The sequence below is a fragment of the Xanthomonas sp. D-36-1 genome (genome assembly GCF_017746155.1).
In the GTDB taxonomy this organism is placed as follows: domain Bacteria; phylum Pseudomonadota; class Gammaproteobacteria; order Xanthomonadales; family Xanthomonadaceae; genus Xanthomonas; species Xanthomonas cissicola.
Map to the genome: position 1 here is coordinate 13,709 of NZ_JAGHWR010000006.1, position 17,300 is coordinate 31,008.

The 17,300-nt window shown below is 68.3% G+C and carries 12 protein-coding genes; all 12 read left to right on the plus strand.

Annotation, left to right across the window (positions count from 1 at the left end):
- Positions 1 to 100 precede the first annotated feature (100 nt).
- The 12 genes from ecfK (at position 101) to J7367_RS01960 (ending at position 17,300) form a co-directional block, all read left to right on the plus strand.
- The gene (gene ecfK / locus J7367_RS01905) at positions 101 to 640 is read left to right on the plus strand and encodes an ECF-type sigma factor EcfK (protein ID WP_007967112.1); all 540 of its coding nucleotides are present in this window, start codon (positions 101 to 103) and stop codon (positions 638 to 640) included.
- Positions 619 to 3,138 (plus strand): serine/threonine-protein kinase, encoded by a 2,520-nt coding sequence (locus J7367_RS01910; protein ID WP_057661004.1) that lies wholly within the window; start codon positions 619 to 621, stop codon positions 3,136 to 3,138. The genes ecfK and J7367_RS01910 overlap by 22 nt, the downstream gene beginning before the upstream one ends.
- Before the next feature lie 43 nt (positions 3,139 to 3,181).
- The gene (locus tag J7367_RS01915) at positions 3,182 to 3,496 is read left to right on the plus strand and encodes a PAAR domain-containing protein (RefSeq protein ID WP_139792760.1); all 315 of its coding nucleotides are present in this window, start codon (positions 3,182 to 3,184) and stop codon (positions 3,494 to 3,496) included.
- 229 nt (positions 3,497 to 3,725) lie between these two features.
- Positions 3,726 to 5,057 (plus strand): tetratricopeptide repeat protein, encoded by a 1,332-nt coding sequence (locus J7367_RS01920; protein WP_057661006.1) that lies wholly within the window; start codon positions 3,726 to 3,728, stop codon positions 5,055 to 5,057.
- 149 nt (positions 5,058 to 5,206) lie between these two features.
- On the plus strand, positions 5,207 to 7,174 hold the full coding sequence (locus J7367_RS01925; RefSeq protein ID WP_057661008.1) for a type VI secretion system tip protein VgrG: 1,968 nt from the start codon (positions 5,207 to 5,209) through the stop codon (positions 7,172 to 7,174).
- Positions 7,171 to 7,719, plus strand: a complete 549-nt coding sequence (locus J7367_RS01930) for a hypothetical protein (protein WP_057661011.1) — start codon at positions 7,171 to 7,173, stop codon at positions 7,717 to 7,719. The genes J7367_RS01925 and J7367_RS01930 overlap by 4 nt, the downstream gene beginning before the upstream one ends.
- Positions 7,720 to 8,002: 283 nt before the next feature.
- Positions 8,003 to 9,310 carry a type VI secretion system-associated FHA domain protein TagH gene (gene tagH, locus J7367_RS01935; RefSeq protein ID WP_057661013.1) on the plus strand — a complete coding sequence of 436 codons (1,308 nt, stop codon included), beginning with the start codon at positions 8,003 to 8,005 and terminating at the stop codon, positions 9,308 to 9,310.
- 581 nt (positions 9,311 to 9,891) lie between these two features.
- Positions 9,892 to 11,226 (plus strand): type VI secretion system baseplate subunit TssK, encoded by a 1,335-nt coding sequence (gene tssK, locus J7367_RS01940; protein ID WP_057661015.1) that lies wholly within the window; start codon positions 9,892 to 9,894, stop codon positions 11,224 to 11,226.
- Positions 11,208 to 12,488, plus strand: a complete 1,281-nt coding sequence (icmH, locus tag J7367_RS01945; RefSeq protein ID WP_057661017.1) for a type IVB secretion system protein IcmH/DotU — start codon at positions 11,208 to 11,210, stop codon at positions 12,486 to 12,488. The genes tssK and icmH overlap by 19 nt, the downstream gene beginning before the upstream one ends.
- Complete coding sequence (gene tssM / locus J7367_RS01950; protein ID WP_057661019.1) at positions 12,485 to 16,015, plus strand: type VI secretion system membrane subunit TssM; 3,531 nt, start codon at positions 12,485 to 12,487, stop codon at positions 16,013 to 16,015. Before icmH ends, tssM begins: the two co-directional genes overlap by 4 nt.
- Positions 16,012 to 16,587 carry a type VI secretion system-associated protein TagF gene (gene tagF / locus J7367_RS01955; protein ID WP_057661021.1) on the plus strand — a complete coding sequence of 192 codons (576 nt, stop codon included), beginning with the start codon at positions 16,012 to 16,014 and terminating at the stop codon, positions 16,585 to 16,587. The genes tssM and tagF overlap by 4 nt, the downstream gene beginning before the upstream one ends.
- Positions 16,584 to 17,300, plus strand: a complete 717-nt coding sequence (locus J7367_RS01960; RefSeq protein ID WP_042676014.1) for a PP2C family serine/threonine-protein phosphatase — start codon at positions 16,584 to 16,586, stop codon at positions 17,298 to 17,300. Before tagF ends, J7367_RS01960 begins: the two co-directional genes overlap by 4 nt.

A 17,300-nucleotide genomic window follows, 5' to 3' on the forward strand; every position in this document is an offset into this window, starting at 1 on the left:
GGGGGCGCGGCGATCGGGAATCCAATCGGTTACCGGCTGCGCGTTCCGCGTTGGCGCCAATGCGGGATACTGCGTGTCCACGCAGGCGAGATGGGCTTGGATGTCCGAGCTGCCGATCACCGAATTGTTACAGGCCTGGCAGCGCGACGAACCCGGCGCGGGCGACGCATTGGCGCGCCAGGTCTATGACGTGCTGCGCGCCACCGCCATGCGCGAACTGCGTCGCGACGGGCGCGCCGGCCTGCAGGCGACCGAGCTGGTGCACGAGGCGTGGATGCGGCTGGAACAGGGCCAGCAGGGTTTTCGTTCGCGGGCGCATTTCTATTCGGTGGCTGCGCTGCAGATGCGCCACCTGTTGGTGGATCTGGCGCGCCAGCAGGCCAGCGCCAAGCGGTTGGGGCAGGCGGTGACGCTGACCATCAGCCTGTCCGACGGCGCCGCACGGCCGGAGGCATTGATGCTGGTGGCCGATGCCTTCGACAAGCTGGCCCAGGTGGACGAGCGCAAAGCCAAGGCATTCGCGTTGACCGAGCTGGTGGGTTTCAGCGTGGCCGAGGCCGCCGAACAGCTGGAGGTGTCGGTGCCGACGCTGGAGCGCGATCTGCGTTTTGCCAGGGTGTGGCTGGCGGCGCAGCTGTGAGCCTGGCGGCCACCGCGTGGCAACGCCTGGAAGCCTTGTTTCACCGGGCCTGCCAGCTGCCTGCGGCTGAGCGCGAGGCATTCGCGCGCGCGCAGGCCGGCGACGACGCCAGCTTGCGTGACGAACTGCTGGCGATGCTGGCGGTGGAATCGCAGGCCACCTTGCGCGTGCGGGCGCCATTGAAACAGGCCGCCGCCGCATTGCGTGCGCCATTACCGGAACTGCCGGCCGGCACACGCTTCGGTGCGTGGGCGATCGACCGCCTGATCGGCGCTGGCGGCATGGGCCAGGTGTATCTGGGCCACCGTGCCGATGGCGCGTACGAGCGCGAGGTGGCGATCAAGCTGGTGGCTGCCGATGCGCTGGATGCGCAGGGCCGTGCACTGTTCGAATTCGAGTGCCGGCTGCTGGCGCAGATGGTGCACCCGGCGATCGCGCAGATACACGACGTGGGCACCGATGCCCACGGCCAGCCGTACCTGGTGATGGAATACCTGCGCGGCGAGCCGATCACCTGGTGGTGCGACGAACACCGCCTGTCGCTGCATGCGCGCGTATTGCTGATGCTGCGTGTCAGCGAGGCAGTCCAGCACGCGCATCAGAAGGGCGTGATCCACCGCGACCTCAAACCCAGCAACGTGCTGGTCAGCGAGATCGACGGGCGGCCGATGCCAGGGGTGATCGACTTCGGCATCGCCGTCGATGCGACCAACCCGGCCATGACCTACGCGCATGATCGCGGCACGCCGGGCTACATGAGCCCGGAGCAGGCACGCGGCGCGCAGGATGTGGACGCACGCAGCGATATCTATGCGCTGGGAGCGATGTTTTACGAATTGAGTTGCGGGCTGGCGCCAGTGGCCGGACGCGACGGGGTGCCGCAGCCGCCGTCGCAGCGGGTGGCAGCAGTGCCGGCCGATGCGAGTGCGCGCATCTGCGCGGCGCGCGCGACCACCTACCAAAAATTACACGAGCAACTGCGCGACGGGCTGGATGCGATCGTGCTGCGCGCCCTGGAACCGCAACCGGGTGCGCGCTACGCATCGGTATCTGCGCTCCTGGACGATCTGCATCGCTGGCTGGACGGTTACCCGCCGCGCGCCCTGCAGGCGAGCCGCTGGCTGCGGCTGCGCAAGTTCACTCAGCGTCATCGCAGCGGCGTCGTCGCCGCCGGCCTGGCTGCGATCGCCGTGGTCGCCGGCCTGGGGGCCACGCTGTGGTCGCTGCAGCAGGCCGCGCGCGATGCGCAACGCGCGCAGGTCACCGGCGATTTCATGAGTTCGGTGTTGTCCAGCGTGGACCCCGGGGTGGCGCGCGACCTGGACAAGACCCTGATGCTGCGCGTGATGCAGCAGGCCTCGCAGCGTGCGGCGCGCGAGCTGGCCGACCAGCCCGATGCGCGCACCCAGGTGGAACTGACGCTGGGCCGCACGCTCATTGCGCTGGCTAATTTCCCGCAGGCCGTAGAGCATCTGCGCATCGCACAGACCCTGGCGCAGCAGACCGCCGGCGCGGGCAGCCTGCCGGCGTTGAAGGCCGCTTCCATGCTGGGACAGGCGCTCACCGGTGACGGCAAACCCGGCGACGCCGAGCGCGTCTTGCGCCAGGGCATTGCACAGGCAGCACATGGCGATGCGCAACAACAGGCCATGGGCAACGAGCTGCGTGCGTGGTTGGCATGGGCCCTGCGCGAACAGGGCCGCATGCGCGATGCGTTGGCACAGAGCCGGCATGCCTATGTCGCTGCGCTGGCCAATGCCTCCAGCAGCGCGGACCAGCGTATCGACGCCGGCAACAGCTACGCCGCCATGCTGGCCGATAACGGCCAGCTGGTGCCGGCGATCGCCTTGCAGCGCAGCCTGTTGCGCGAGCGCATGGCCATGCGCGGGCCCGAGCATCCACTGGTGGTGTCGATGCGCAACAGCCTGGCAGTGTTCCTGCTGATGCAGCGCGACTTTGCCGGTGCCGAAGCCGAACTCGTCCCGCTGCTGCGGGTCACACGCAGGTTGTATGGCGAGAGCGCCGCCGACACCTTGATGATCGAAGGCAACCTGGCCGGCGCATTGCGGCAGCAGGGCAAGGTGGCCGAAGCCGGGCCGTACTACCGCAGGGCGCTGGAGCGCGCGCGGGCGGCCTTCGGCAACGATGCACCGGCCACCATCGCCTATCGCAGCAACCATGCGTTCTGGCTGCTGGACGACGGCCAGGTGGAAGCATCGCTGGCCGAACAGCGCGCCGCGCTCACCGCATCGGAGCGTGTGCTGGGGCGCGCGCATCCGCAAACGGCCGAGATCCTGCGCGGCATGTCCGAAGCCGAGCGCAGGCTGGGCCAGACCGTGGCGGCGCGCGACCATGCACAGCAGGCATTGCAGATTCTTACCGGCATTTTCGGCGATGCAGACGCGCCACTGCGTGCCGCGCGCCAGACCCTGGCCTCGGCGACGCCGCCGGCGGACAGCCGTGAGGCAGAGACCACGACCTCGGTGGCGCAGCGCTGAGACGAATTGTCGGGTGACCGGCGCGGCCTGGCGGGATAGTGCCGTGCATGGCCACTACCCAAGCGTGCCGATGCAACCTGCCGCGCGCCTGACCGATTTGCATGTCTGCCCCATGGTGACCGGGGTGGTGCCGCATGTGGGCGGGCCGATCGTCAGCCCCGGCGCGCCGACGGTATTGATTGGCGGCCTGCCGGCGGCGCGGCTGGGCGACATGGCGGTATGCGTCGGCTCGCCGGACAGCATCGTGGCGGGCGCACCGACCGTGTTGATCGCAGGCCAGCCTGCTGCGCGGCTGGGCGACAGTACCGCGCATTGCGGGGTGATCACCCTGGGCTGCTTCACCGTGCTGATCGGGTGAGTGGTGCGGTGGGGCGGGGCGGTGGCAGGCTGCCGCCAGTTGTCCGCCGATCGCGCCCATGCGCAGTTACTCAAGCCTGCCAGTGTCCGCAGCGATTCCAGGCAGTGGCTGCCCCGGCGCGTCAGCACCACGGTCGTGGTGTCGGCTGATCGTTGCAGGCGTAATGCCGTGCCGCTCCGCGCTCAGGTTCGTACCCGCACCACCGGTTGCCGTGTCTTTGGAGAAGCTCATGCAAACTGCGACCCAGTCACACCCCGAGGCACTGCAGCAGGCGATCGCCGCGCACCGTCGTGGCCAGCTCGAACATGCCGCGCAGCTGTATACGCAGCTGCTGGACGATCAGCCCGGACATGCCGACGCGCTGCATTACCAGGGCATCCTGCTGCATCAGCGCGGCAACAGCGACGCAGCAGTGGCCTCCATCACCCGGGCGTTGACGCTGGCGCCCGCGCAACCGGATGCCTGCAATAACCTGGGCAACGTGCATCGCGAATGCGGCCGCCTGCGCGATGCCGAACACTGCTATCGCCGCGCACTGGCGCTGGCGCCTGCACATACCGATGCACTGGCGAATCTGGCAGCGGTACTGGAAGCGCAGCGGCGCGGCGAAGAAGCCTTCGTCACCTATGCGGCCTTGTTGCACACCTATCCACAGTCCGCGCATGCGCATTACCTGCTCGGCCTGTTCCTGCGCAACAACGCGCAGGTCGCCGAACATTTGCAGCAATCGGTGCAGTGCCTGCAGCAGGCCTGCACGTTGGCACCGGACAACCTGCACGCCCGCGAGGCGCTGGGCACCGGGCTCTACCTGTTGGGCGAGCAGGCGCAGGCGCAGACGGTGTACCGCGACTGGCTCACGCGTGAGCCGGGCAACGCGGTGGCGACGCATATGCTGGCGGCCTGCGGCGGCGCCGAACCGCCGCCGCGTGCCGGCGATACCTATGTGCGTGAACTGTTCGATGGCTTTGCCGACAGTTTCGACGAACAGTTGCTCCATCACCTGGAGTACCGCGCGCCGCAACGGCTGACCGAGGCATTGGCGGCCTGCCTTGCGCCACCGCATGCAGGCCTGCGCATGCTCGATGCCGGCTGCGGCACCGGGCTGTGTGCGCCGCTGTGGCGCCCGTATGCACGTGAACTGGTGGGTGTGGACCTGTCGCCGGGCATGGTCGCCAAGGCACGCCAACGCGGTGGCTACGATCGCCTCGAGGTGGCCGAACTTACCGCATACCTGCAATTGCAGAACGCGCGGTGGGATGTGATCGGTTCGGCCGACACGTTGGTGTACTTCGGTGTGCTGCAGCCGGTGCTCGCTGCCGCTGCTGGCGCGCTCACGCCAGGGGGCGTGCTGGGCTTCACGGTCGAAGCGCTGGAGGAGCGTAGCGACCGGGTCGAACTCGATGCCAGCGGGCGCTATCGGCACAGCCATGCGCATGTGCGCGCCGCATTGCAAGGCGCTGGTCTGCAGCCGATCGCTTTGGAATTGGACGTGCTGCGCAGCGAACGCGGCCAGCCGGTGCACGGCTGGGTCGTGACCGCGCGCACGCCTGGGCCGGCCTGAGACGAAATGTCGGCTTTGCCGCATGCACGCATGTGAGCATGTGCGTGACGGTTGCCGTGCCTTTAGCCGCCTGCCGTTGCACGCGCGGGCGCAACGCGGCGCCGTCGGTCAGCGCAACGTGCGTTGCCCCATCACCTGTGGATGCTTCGATGCCGCGCACCATCACGCTGCACTCCGACCTTGGCGAGCGCCTGTTGCTGCATCGCATGCAGGCCAGCGAAGCGTTGGGGCAGCTATTCGACTACCGCATCGATGCGCTGTGCACCGAGTTGCAGCCCAACCTGCGTGATCTGCTTGGCACGCCAGTGGCGGTGCAACTGGCCGATGGCGAGGGCGAACAGCGCTGGTATCACGGCATGGTGGCCAGTTGCGCGCACAACGGCTACGCCGTGGTCGATGCGCTCGATTACGCCGTGCTGGAGCTGCAGGTGGTGCCCAAACCCTGGCTGCTGACCCAGCGCCGCGACTGCCGCATCTATCAGGACATGAGCGTGCCGGAGATCGTCGCCAGCGTGCTGGGCGAGATCGGCTACGGCGATGTGCAGCAGCAGTTGAGCGCGCAGTACGCCAAGCGCACCTACTGCGTGCAATACCGCGAGGACGATTTCAGCTTCATCAGCCGGCTGCTGGAACGCGAAGGCATCTACTACTACTTCACCCATACCCGCAGCGCGCATACCTTGGTGCTGGCCGATGCGCTGGGTGCGCATGCAGCGAAGAATGGCGTGGACAGCTTGCCCTATGTGCCGCCGGGCACCGACGACCGGCGCCTGATGCGCTCGGTGGTGAGCCATTGGCGCAGTGCGCGCGGCGTACATTCCAGCCAGCATGGCAGCACCGACTATGACCCGCTGCAGCCGCGTGCATCGCTGGCCGCCGAGGCCGACGCCAGCGGCGAACAGTTGCACACCGTCGATGGTCTGATCGCCTTCGACTACCCCGGCGCGCATACCGTGCAGGCCGACGGTAACCGCTACATGCAGGTGCGCACCGAGGCGCACAACGTCCAGCGCGCCAGCCATGCAGCCACCACCAATGCCTGCGGCCTGATGGTCGGTGCCTTGTTTCGCTTGCGCGGGTTTCCGCGTGCCGAACTCAAGCAGGAATATCTGGTGCTGTCGGCGCACACCACGCTGGCCGCGCCCGAACATGCTGGCGGCGAGCCGCCGTTTTCCAGCAGGGTGCAGGTGATGGAAAGCCGGCTGCCGTTCCGTAGCCTGCAACGCACCGCAACGCCGATCATTGCCGGCCTGCAGACGGCGGTGGTGACCGGCGACACCGACGAGGACATTGCGTTGGACGCGCATGGCCGCGTGCAGGTGACCTTTCACTGGGCCGCTGCGGCACGCCCGCATGCCGCGCCGTCGTGCTGGGTGCGTGTGGCCTCGATGTGGGCGGGCAAGGGCTGGGGCGCGATGAGCCTGCCGCGCGTGGGGCAGGAAGTGGTGGTGAGCTTTCTGGAAGGCGACCCGGACCGCCCGCTGATCGTGGGCAGCGTCTACAACGGCGACCATGCGCCGCCGTTTTCCTTGCCCGACAACAAGACCCAAAGCGGCGTGCGCAGCCGCAGCCTGCTGGGCGGCACTGCCGATTTCAACGAGCTGCGTTTCGAAGACAAGGCTGGCGCAGAAGAGCTCTACCTGCGTGCGCAACGCGATCTGCGCGAAGAAGTGCAGCACGATCACACCAGCACCATCGACAACGATCGGGTGCTGACGGTCAAGCACGACCGTCGTGCGCAGATCGACAACAACGACAGCGTGGATGTCGGCAAGAAGCTGCTGCTGAAAGCCGGCGAAGAGATCGAATTGGTGACCGGCAGCGCGCGCCTGGTGATGAAACAGAACGGCGAGATCGTGTTGAGCGGCATCAAGATCCTGGTCGATGCCAGTTCGGAAGCCAAGATCACCTCCACCGCCATCAAACTCCTTGCCAATGCACAGCTGCAGGCCAAATCGCCGGCCACCGAGGTGGCTGGCGATGCCACGCTCAAACTGACCTCCGGCGGCATGCTCAGTGCCGACGCCGGTGCCTCGGCCACGCTCAAGGGCCCGTTGGTCAGCATCAAGGCCGACGCCTTGGTGCAGGTCGCCGGCGGCCTGATCATGATCGGATGAGCGCGCCCACGCTCTCGCTGGCGCAGGCCTGTGCGCAGATGCAGTTGTCTGCGCCCGCCCGCGCGCAGCTGCGCACGCCGATCGCGCCGCAGGCGGCGGTCAGCGCGCTGCTGGCCAGCGGTCATGGCGAAGATGCCATCAAGCTGCTCGCGCGCCTGCTGCCCAAGCGCTACGCGGTAGCCTGGCTGTGCCAATGCGTGCGCGGCGAAACCCTGGACGAGGAAGACCGTGCCGGCGCGGCACTGGCCGAGAAGTGGGTGCGCGAGCCAAGCGAGGCGCATCGTCGCGCCGCGCAGGCATTTGCGCATGCCGGCGGCTATGTCTCCCTGGGTGCGTGGCTGGCGGCGGCAGTGGCCTGGTCCGGCGGCAGTCTGGCGCCGCCGCATCAGACCACGCCCGTGCCGCCGGCCGACCATCTCACGGCGCGCGCGGTGGCCGCCGCCATCACCTTGCTGGCCGCGCGCGAGCCGGCGCAGCTGGAAGCGCGGCGCAGCGGCTATGCAGCGCATGCCATGGAGTTGCTGACCAGTGTGGGGGCGCCATGAAGTCGCCTCGCCGAACGGGCGACGTCGACTGCGCCAATTGCCGCTGGCGTTTGGCTGCGCGTGTGGGTGTGCTATCCGCGCTCGGAGACGGCGCCAGCAGACCATCTTGCGCAGGCCGATTGCTCTGGGCGCGCGCGCCGATCCGTATCGGCGGACACAGGTCTGTGCATCCGCTGTCTGCTTGCCGCATGCATGCGGCAGCCACCGGTGCACCCAGCCTTTGCTGCCGGCATACACGCTTGCCGGCCGCAACCCTCGATGACCGTCTTCAGGAGCCCATGGCGTGTCCAGTTCGCAGTTGATCCTCACCGTCAGCGGGGCGCATGCCGCGCAATTCGGCGCCAGCGCGCAGAAGCGCTTTGCCGGCACCGGCGGCAGCATCGGCCGCTCCGACGAGAGCGATTGGGTGCTGGCCGCGCCCGGTGTCTCGCGCACGCATGCGGTGGTGCGCTTCCTCAACGGGATGTATTTCATCGAAGACCGCAGCACCAACGGCATGTCGCTCAACGGCACTGCGTTGACGCGTGCGGACCCGTCCGCGCTCAGCGATGGCGACCGCCTGCAGCTGGACAGCTTCGAGATCCAGGTGCAGGTGCAATCGCTGGCTGCGTCCCCGACGCCGGCGCCGGCATTCGACCCGCTGCCAGATGCGATGGACGACCGCACCCAGGTTGCGCCGCTGCCGTCGACGCGGCGTGCCACCTCCGCCACCGCGGACCTGGATCTGCTGGAGTTCGGCACGCCGCCTTCTGCGCGGCCTGCAGTGGACCCGTTGTTGGACGATGTGTTGCTGAGCGGCGCACCTCGCGAGCTGGATCCGTTGCGCCTGCTCGACCCGTTGCCTGCACCGGCACCCGATGCCAGCCCCAGCGCGTGGAATCAGAGCAACCCCAGCCACGACCATTTCCGTCCACCGGCCAGTCCCGATGCGCGCGCCACCCTGCCGGAAAACTGGGACATGACGCTGGGCGATTTTGCGCCATCCGCGCCATCGCCCATGGCCGCGCCGGTGGCCTCGCCATTCGCGCCGCCGGCGGCGGCCGTGTCGGTTGCAACCGCATCATCGGCGGCAACAACAGTGCCGCCGGAGCTGGATCGCATCTTCGCCATCGTGGTCGATGGCGTCATGGATGTGCTGCGTGCACGCGCAGAGATCAAGAACACCTTTCGCTTGCCGGTCACGGTGATCCAACGCTCGGAGAACAACCCGCTCAAGTTCGCCGCCACCGCCGACGATGCGCTGCAGAAGTTGCTCGCACCGCCAAGCGCGTCGTTTCTGTCCGGGGTGCCAGCGTTCGAAGATGCCTTCGACGATATCCGCTGCCATCAGATGGCGATGCTGGCCGGCATGCGCGCGGCCTTCGACGCCATGCTGTTCCACTTCAGCCCGGACCGCCTGGAGCAGGAAGCCGACGCCGGCGGTAAGCGCCTGGGTTTCGGTGGCAAAGGGCGTTATTGGGAACGCTACCGCGACAACTTCGAGCAGCTGCGCAGCGATCCGGACGACTGCTTCCGTCGCCTGTTCGGCGATGAGTTCGCGCGTGCCTACGAAGCGCAACTGGCGCGCCTGAAATCGGCACGGCGGCACTGATTGGCCCACCAGTCGACGACGGCCTGCATCAAATCGCCGATCGCTTTTTGGTCGAGCGCGATTGATCGCGGCCCGATCTGTTGCCCTCCGCCAACGTGTGTCGTCATCGCTGGCGGGCTTGCAGATTTGGAGAAAAACGATCCGATGCCTGACGTCGGGCGATGTTGTTGAGCGAATCGGGTTTCAGAGCACGCCAATGGCGTCGCTGGCTGGAGCGGCAGTCGTCCCGCACATCTTCCCGTTCTCCATGGTTCGGCGAGGGTTCCGCCGATGTGAGTTGGGCGGCAGCCTGATACCGCTTCGGATGGATGATATCGCTGCCTGCGGTCGAGGCCGGGGGGCTGAGACATTTTGACGGGTGAGCACCTCGGGTGCGCCGCAGAATCGCTCCACCGACACGCATCGGCAGTGCGGGGCTTGCGTCGGCAACGACCGCCGGGCGTGCAGCATGCAACGCACCTCAATGCACCCAACAACGCAGCGCGCAGACGTGCCTGCAGGCGCGCCTGGCAGGCCGCATGCGACGCGGTGCGATGCCTGTGCGCTGCATCGGTGGCCGACCTTTTCTCAGCGAGTGCATCATGCAGAACAACAAGGTCGTGTGGAGCGAGGGCTTGTTTCTCCGCCCGCAGCATCTACAGCAACAGGAGCGCTACCTGGAGCGCTACGTCGACCTGCGCGCCGCGCGGTTGCGGCCGCATGCCTGGGGCGTGAGCGAGCTGGAATGGGAGGCCGACCTGCTGGCGGTGGGTAAGCTGGGCCTGCGGCGCGCGCGTGGCGTGTTCGCCGATGGCACGCCGTTCGCGATGCCGGGCGACGACCCGCTGCCGGTTGCGCTGGAGGTCGAGCCCAACTGCCGCGACCAGATCGTCTATCTCACCGTGCCGCTGCGGGTGCCGGCGCAGCCCGAACTCGGGCGCCCGGAATCGCCGGCCGATCAGCTGTTTCGCTACCGCGTGCGCGAGACCGAAAGCAACGATGCCTCCGGTAGCACCAGCGAAGCGGTGTTGATGGAAGTCGGCGGGCTGAGCACGCGGCTGCTGCCGCACTCGCAACCGCTGGAGGGGCTGGACCGCATCGCGGTGGCGCGCATCATCGAGACGCGCGCCGACCGTCAGGTGGTGCTGGACCCGCATTTCATTCCCAGCGCGATGGTGTGCCAGGCCGCGCCGCGCTTGACCATGTTCTTGACCGAGTTGGTTGGGCTGCTGCATCAGCGCGGCGAAGCGCTGGCGTCGCGCGTGACGCTCACCGACCGCGGCGGTGCTGCCGATATTGCGGACTTTCTGCTGTTGCAGCTGGTCAACCGTTGGCAGCCGCAGATGGCGCATTGGGCTGCAGCGCAATTGGCGCATCCGGAAGAACTATTCCGTGCATTGGTGGCGCTGGCCGGTGAGTTGAGCACGTTCACCGCTGCCGGCAAACGCCCGCCTGCATGGCCTGCGTATCGGCACGAATCGCAGCAGGACAGCTTCGAGCCGGTGATCGCCGCCTTGCGCAGCAGTTTGAGCGCAGTGCTCGAACAGACCGCCACGCCGCTCCCGATCCAGGCGCGCAAGTTCGGCGTGTGGGTGGCGATGGTGCCGGACCCGGGCCTGCTCGACAGCGCGGCGTTCGTGCTCGCGGCCAAGGCCGATATGCCCAGCGAAGAGTTGCGCCGGCAATTGCCCGCGCACGCCAAGATCGGGCCGGTGGAGCAGATTCGCGACCTGGTCAATCTGCAGTTGCCCGGCATCGTGGCCACGCCCATGCCGGTGGCGCCGCGACAGATTCCGTATCACGCCGGCTATCTGTATTTCGAGTTCGACAAGAGCGCAGCGTTGTGGCGAACGCTGAAGACCTCCGGCGGTATCGCATTCCACTTCGGCAGCGAATTCGCCGGGCTGGACCTGCAACTGTGGGCGATCCGGAGCTGAGCATGCGCCGACCTGTTGCCGATCTGGCGCCTGCCTACGCCGCACCGCTGCCGGCCGCAGAGGGCACCGGCGTGCCCAGCGAGGACACCGACATCAGCGAACTGCTGGGCCGCAGCGTCAACCCGTTGGTGCAGGCGGCCACGCCGTTGCTGCTGTTGGCGGTGCAACTGCGCCACAGCGCGCAATCGCCCGATGTGGCGCGTTTGCGCGAGCAGGTGATGGCGCAGGTGCGCCGCTTCGAACACCGTGCGCGCGATGGCGGCGCCCCGGTGGAGGCGGTCACCGCCGCGCGCTACGTGTTGTGCGCGCTGCTGGACGAAGCGGTGCTCAACGCACCGTGGGGCGAGCGCAGCGGCTGGTCGCAGAAGACCTTGCTGGTGACCTTCCACAGCGAATCGTACGGCGGTGCCAAGTTCTTCCAGATCCTGGAGCGCCTGTGCGCGGATGTGCCGCGGCATCTGGACTTGATCGAGCTGATGTATCTGTGCCTGGCGCTGGGCTTCGTGGGCCGTTACCAGATCGAGGCCGGCGGCATCGCGACGCTGGCGGCCATCCAGGACGATGTGTATCGCCGCATCCGCGCTGCACGCGGCCCCGCACCGGAGAGCCTGGCGCCGCGCTGGCGCGGGGTGGAAGACCGCCGCCGGCTGGGCCGTTACCTGCCGGTGTGGGCGGCGGCGTTGCTGGGCTTGAGCGTGCTGGTGGTGGCGTTCGTCTGGTTGCAGGCGCGCTTGAACAGCCTGTCCGCACCGATCAGTGCGCAAGCCGCGCAATGGGGACTTGCGCCGGCCACACCGCCGGACGCCGCGCCTGTGCCGCCACCGCCGGTGCGACTCAAGCAGTTGCTCTCCGCGCAGGAACGCGCCGGCCTGTTGCGCGTGGACGAACAGGCCGACGGGCAGACGCGGGTGCGCCTGAGCAGCGCGGCGATGTTCGCCTCCGGCGGCGTGGAGGTGGAGCCGCAGCAACGCGGCGTGATCGCGCAGATTGCTGCGGCCATCGAACAATTGCCGGGGCGGGTGATCGTGGTCGGGCACACCGATGACGTACCGGTGCGTTCGCTGCGCTTCCAGGACAACTACGCCTTGTCGGCAGCGCGTGCGCAGGCGCTTGCGCAGGTGTTGCAGGCGCAGCTGAGCACGCCGGGGCGGGTGGAAGCCATTGGCGCTGGCGATTCGCAACCGATCGCACAGCCGGTGCAATTGCCGGCCAACCGCGCGCGCAACCGCCGCGTGGAGATCCTGTTCCAGCCTGGGGAATGACGATGAAGACGCTGTTGTCCAAGCTGAGCGCAACGGTGGTGGTCGGCCTGCTGGCGCTATGCCTGCTGTCGGTGCTGCTGTGGGTGGGTGGGCCGTATGTGGCGCTGGCCGGCTGGAGCCCGCTGAGCAACGTGGCGGCGCGGTTGCTGGCGATCGTGTTGCTGCTGGTGGTGTGGGTGGGCGTGCTGACGCTGCGCCGCTGGCGCAGGCAGGTGCGTGCGGCGACCTTGTCCAGCGCACTGGCGGCGCCCGGCCGCGACGACGACCGCGAGCTGCGCAGCGGGCAGGAACGCGCGCAGTTGCAGGCGCGCTTTCAGCAGGCGATCCAGTTGTTGCGCAAGCGGCGCGGTGGCGCCGATCTGTACACGTTGCCGTGGTATGCGCTGATCGGCCCGCCCGGTTCGGGCAAGAGCACCTTGCTGCAGTATTCGGGGCTGCAGTTTCCACTGGCCGCGCGCATGGGCGATGCGGCGTTGCGCGGCGTCGGCGGCACCCGCGATTGCGAATGGTGGTTCACCGACGAAGCGGTGTTCCTGGATACGGCCGGGCGCTACACCACCCAGGATTCGGATCAGGCGGTGGACGCGGGTGCGTGGCGCGATTTCCTGCGCCTGCTGCGACGCCATCGCCCGCGTCGCCCGCTCAACGGCGTGCTGGTGACGATGAGCATGTCGGACCTGTTGCTGCTCGACGATGCCGAGCGCGACACGCATATGCAGGCGATCCGCCGCCGCCTGGACGAACTGGCCGAGCAATTGCAGGCAAGCGTGCCGGTGTATCTGATCTTCACCAAGTGCGATCTGATCGGCGGCTTCGGCGAGTTCTTCGACGATCTCACGCCGGCGCAGCGCAACCAGGTGTGGGGCATGACATTTACGCTGGCGCAGACCCTGGACGGGCACGCGGCGCGCAGGTTCGCCGACGAATTCGGCGTGCTGCAGCAGCAGCTGAGTGCGCGCCTGTTCGAGCGCCTGAACCTGGAACGCGACCGCCTGCGGCGTGCGGCGATCCTGTCGTTTCCGCAGCAGGTTGCCGCTCTTGGCGAGCGTGCACGGCAATGTGTCGAAGGCACCTTTGCCGGCAATGCGTACGGCCCGGCACCGCTGCTGCGCGGGGTGTACTTCACCTCCGGCACGCAGGACGGCACCCCGATCGACCGCATGATGGGCGCGGTGGCGCGCACCTTCGGCCTGGAAGAAGCACGCGTGCAGGCACCGGGCGCGCAACGCCGCACCTTCTTCGTCGAGCGGCTGCTGCGCGAGGTGGTGCTGCGCGAATCCGGCCTGGCCAATACTCCGCCCGCCCAGCAGCGCCGCAGGGCGTGGCTGCAGGCCGCCGCGTACGCGGGCGTGGCGTTGCTGACCGGCGCCGTGCTGGCCGGGTTGGGGCTCAGCTACCTGGGCAACCGTGCGTACCTGCAGCAGGTGCGTGCTGCACTGGACGCGCGGCCGGCCGTGCCCGATCCCAATGCCGCCACCCGCCTGCCAGAGTACGTTGCGCGCACCCTGCAGCAAGCGGATGCGACGCAGGCGGTGGTGAAGGTGGCGCAGCAGTATCACGCTGGCGCGCCGTGGGCGTTGCGCATGGGGTTGTTCCAGGGCCAGGCGTTGGGCGAGCAAGTGCAGGCCGGCTATCTGCGTCAGCTCAACGCCACCTTGTTGCCGGCCTTGGCGGTGCGCCTGCGCACCGGTCTGGTCGATAACGCGCAGGCGCCGCAGGCGCTGTACTACACGCTCAAGGGCTATCTGATGCTGGGCCAGCCGCAGCATCTGGACCCGGCGCAACTCAGCGCGCTGGCGGCGATCGAAGCCGAAAAATTATTCCCCCGCGAGCCTGCCTTGCAGCAGGCGCTGGGTGCGCATCTGCAGGCGGTGCCGGAGTCGCCCACGCACGTGCGTGCACTGTCGCTGGACAACCAACGCATCGCCCAGGCGCGCGCCAGCCTGCGTGCCGCCGATCTGTCGACACTGATCTACGGCAACCTGTTGCTGACCCCGCCGGACGGCACGCCGTTGCGGCTGGACAAAGCGCTGGGCCTGCTGGCCGACACCTTCGTGCGTCGCAGTGGCACGGCGTTGTCCACCCCGGTGCCGGCGCTGTACACCCAGCCGGTGTTCGCGGCCTTGCAACGCGAGGGCATCGGCCAGGCGGTGGAACGCTTCGGCCACGACGATTGGGTATTCGGCGGTACCGCGCTGGACGCGTCCGCCAAAGCCACGCTGGTGCGCGAAGTGGGGCAGCGCTACACGGCCGATTACATCCGTTTCTGGGATGCGTTGCTGGCCGATCTGCAACTGCGTCCCTCGGCCGATCTGGCCGGTGCCAGCGCCACTGCCGCCAAGCTGGCCGGGCCCAGTTCGCCACTGCGGCTGCTGCTGGGCGTGGTGGGCGAGCACACCCAGGCAATGGACCGTGCACCGCCGGCAGACCCCGCGCAACGCGCGCTGGCGGCTGCCGCCAGCTCGGCGGGCGCCAAGGCGAATGCCGCCGCGGCCAAACTTCCTGGCGGGGCGGCGATGAGCGCCGCGCTGGCCACGCCCGCCGATGGTGCCGCCACTGCCACGCCGGCACCGGGTGCGGCGATCAGCGAGCATTTTCTCGCGCTCAACGCCTTGGCCGCCGGCGCGCCGGGCAGTACGCCGCTGGATCACCTGCTGAGTGTGCTCGATCAGCTCGGCAAGCAATTGCTGGTGATCTCCCAGGGCGGCGGCGATGCCGCGGCGGCCAACGCGCAACTGGCATTGGCCCGGCAGGAAATGGCGCAACTGCCACCGCCGGTGACCGACTGGCTGCAGAGCCTGGCCGGCAGCAGCGCCACCTTGATGACCCAGGGTGCACGCGCCGCACTGGATGCGCAGGTCAGGCAATCGGTGGGCGAGGTGTGCACGGATTTCGTGCGTGGCCGCTACCCGTTCGATCCGGAGGCGCAGGTGGAGATTCCGCTGCAGAATTTCGGCGAGTTGTTCGGCAGTGGTGGGCGTCTGGAGACGCTCTACACCGGCACCGTCAAACCGCTGCTGGACACCCAGTCCCCGCAATGGCGCTGGAAGGACGGCCCGGACGCGGTCATCGGCGCGCCCGGCCTGCCGGTGCAACTGCAACTGGCGCAACGGATCCGGCAGAAATATTTTCGCGGCGGGCCCACGCCGCAGATCGGCTTTACCGTGCTGGCGCCCACGCTGGGCGAGGGCGTGGCCCGGCTGACGCTGGATATCGAAGGCCAGCGTTACGACTACCAGCCCGGCGCGGCGCAAAGCATGCCGATGATCTGGCCCGGCCCGGTGCCGGGGCATGTCTCCATCGCCGCGTTCGGCGCCGATGGCGTGGCGCTGGGAACGCTCGACTACCAGGGCGACTGGGCATTGTTTCGTGCGCTGCAGGCCGGGCACCTGGAAAACCCCTCGGATCTGCGCTTTGTCGCCAGCTTCGCGCTTGGCGGCCACGACGTGCAGGTGCCGCTGCGTGCCGGCAACCTGCGCCATCCGTTTCTGGACAGCGACGTCCAGCACTTCGTGTGCGGCGGATGAGCATGCCGGCGAACGAACCACTCGGCTTCCACGGCAAGTTGCCTGGCGTCGGCGACTTCGTGCAGCGGCGCCTGCCGGCCAGCTTCGTGCAGCCGTGGGACCTGCACTTCGCCAGCTGCCTGGACACGGTGCGCCAGCAGCTCGGGCAGCACTGGCCTGGCGCGTATCGCAACAGCGGTCTGCGCGCGTTTGCGTTGGGACCGGGCGTGTGTGGTGCACAGGCCTGGGCCGGCATGCTCGGCCCGGGCGAAGACCGCGTGGGGCGCTGTTTTCCGCTGACCGTGGCGATGCCCTTGCCGCACATGTGCCTGCCGCCGGCGGCATGGTTCGGCGCGGTGGCTGCGTGCCTGGGCCGCAGCTTGCGCGCGCGCACCGATGCAGCCGGATTCGATGCGGCGCTGCTTGCGCTCGGCGTGCCGGCCGCGCCTTCCAGCACGTACGCACCGGTGCACGGCGAATCGTGGTGGTGGCGACTCGGTGCGGTCGCACAGGCAATGCATGGGCTGCCCACCGCAGAGACGTATCTGGATTGGTTGCTGGCCGAGCAGGACATCACCGAGGTGACCCGGTGAACGCGCCCTACCAATCGGCCGGGCACACCGAAACCGGCAAGGTGCGCCGGCTCAACGAAGACGCCTTGCTGCTGCGCGAAGATGCCGGGCTGTGGGTGGTGGCCGATGGCCTGGGTGGCCACAGTGCCGGCGACTACGCCAGCCAGTTGCTGGTGCAACGGCTAAGGGCATTGGTGCGCCCGGCCGACCTGTGCGATTTCCTGGATGCCATCGACGACACCCTGGCGCAGATCAATCGCGAGCTGCTGCAGGTTGCGCGCGAGCGCCGCGTGGACATGATCGCCACCACCGTGGTGGTGCTGGTGCACGACCCGGATTTCATGCTGTGCGGCTGGGTCGGCGACAGCCGCATCTATGCGCAACATGGCGGCCCGCTGCGCCAGCTCACCCGCGACCACGTGCACGGCGTGCGCGACGACGTCACCCAGTTCGGCAGCGCACACGCCAGCGCCGCGGCGGCCGGCGTACTCACGCGCGCGGTGGGTGCGCAGGAGCCGCTGTTCGTCGATTGGGTGCTGACGCCGAGCCTGCCGGGCACGCAATTCCTGTTGTGCAGCGACGGCATCAACAAGGAAATCCCGGACCCGGAACTGGATGCCGAATGCCATCGCTTCGGCGATCCACGCGCGCTGCTGGCGCGTCTGTTCGAGTTGGCGATGGGGAGGGCGGCACGCGACAACGTCACCGCCGTCGTCGTCCGCCTGCAGGAGTAA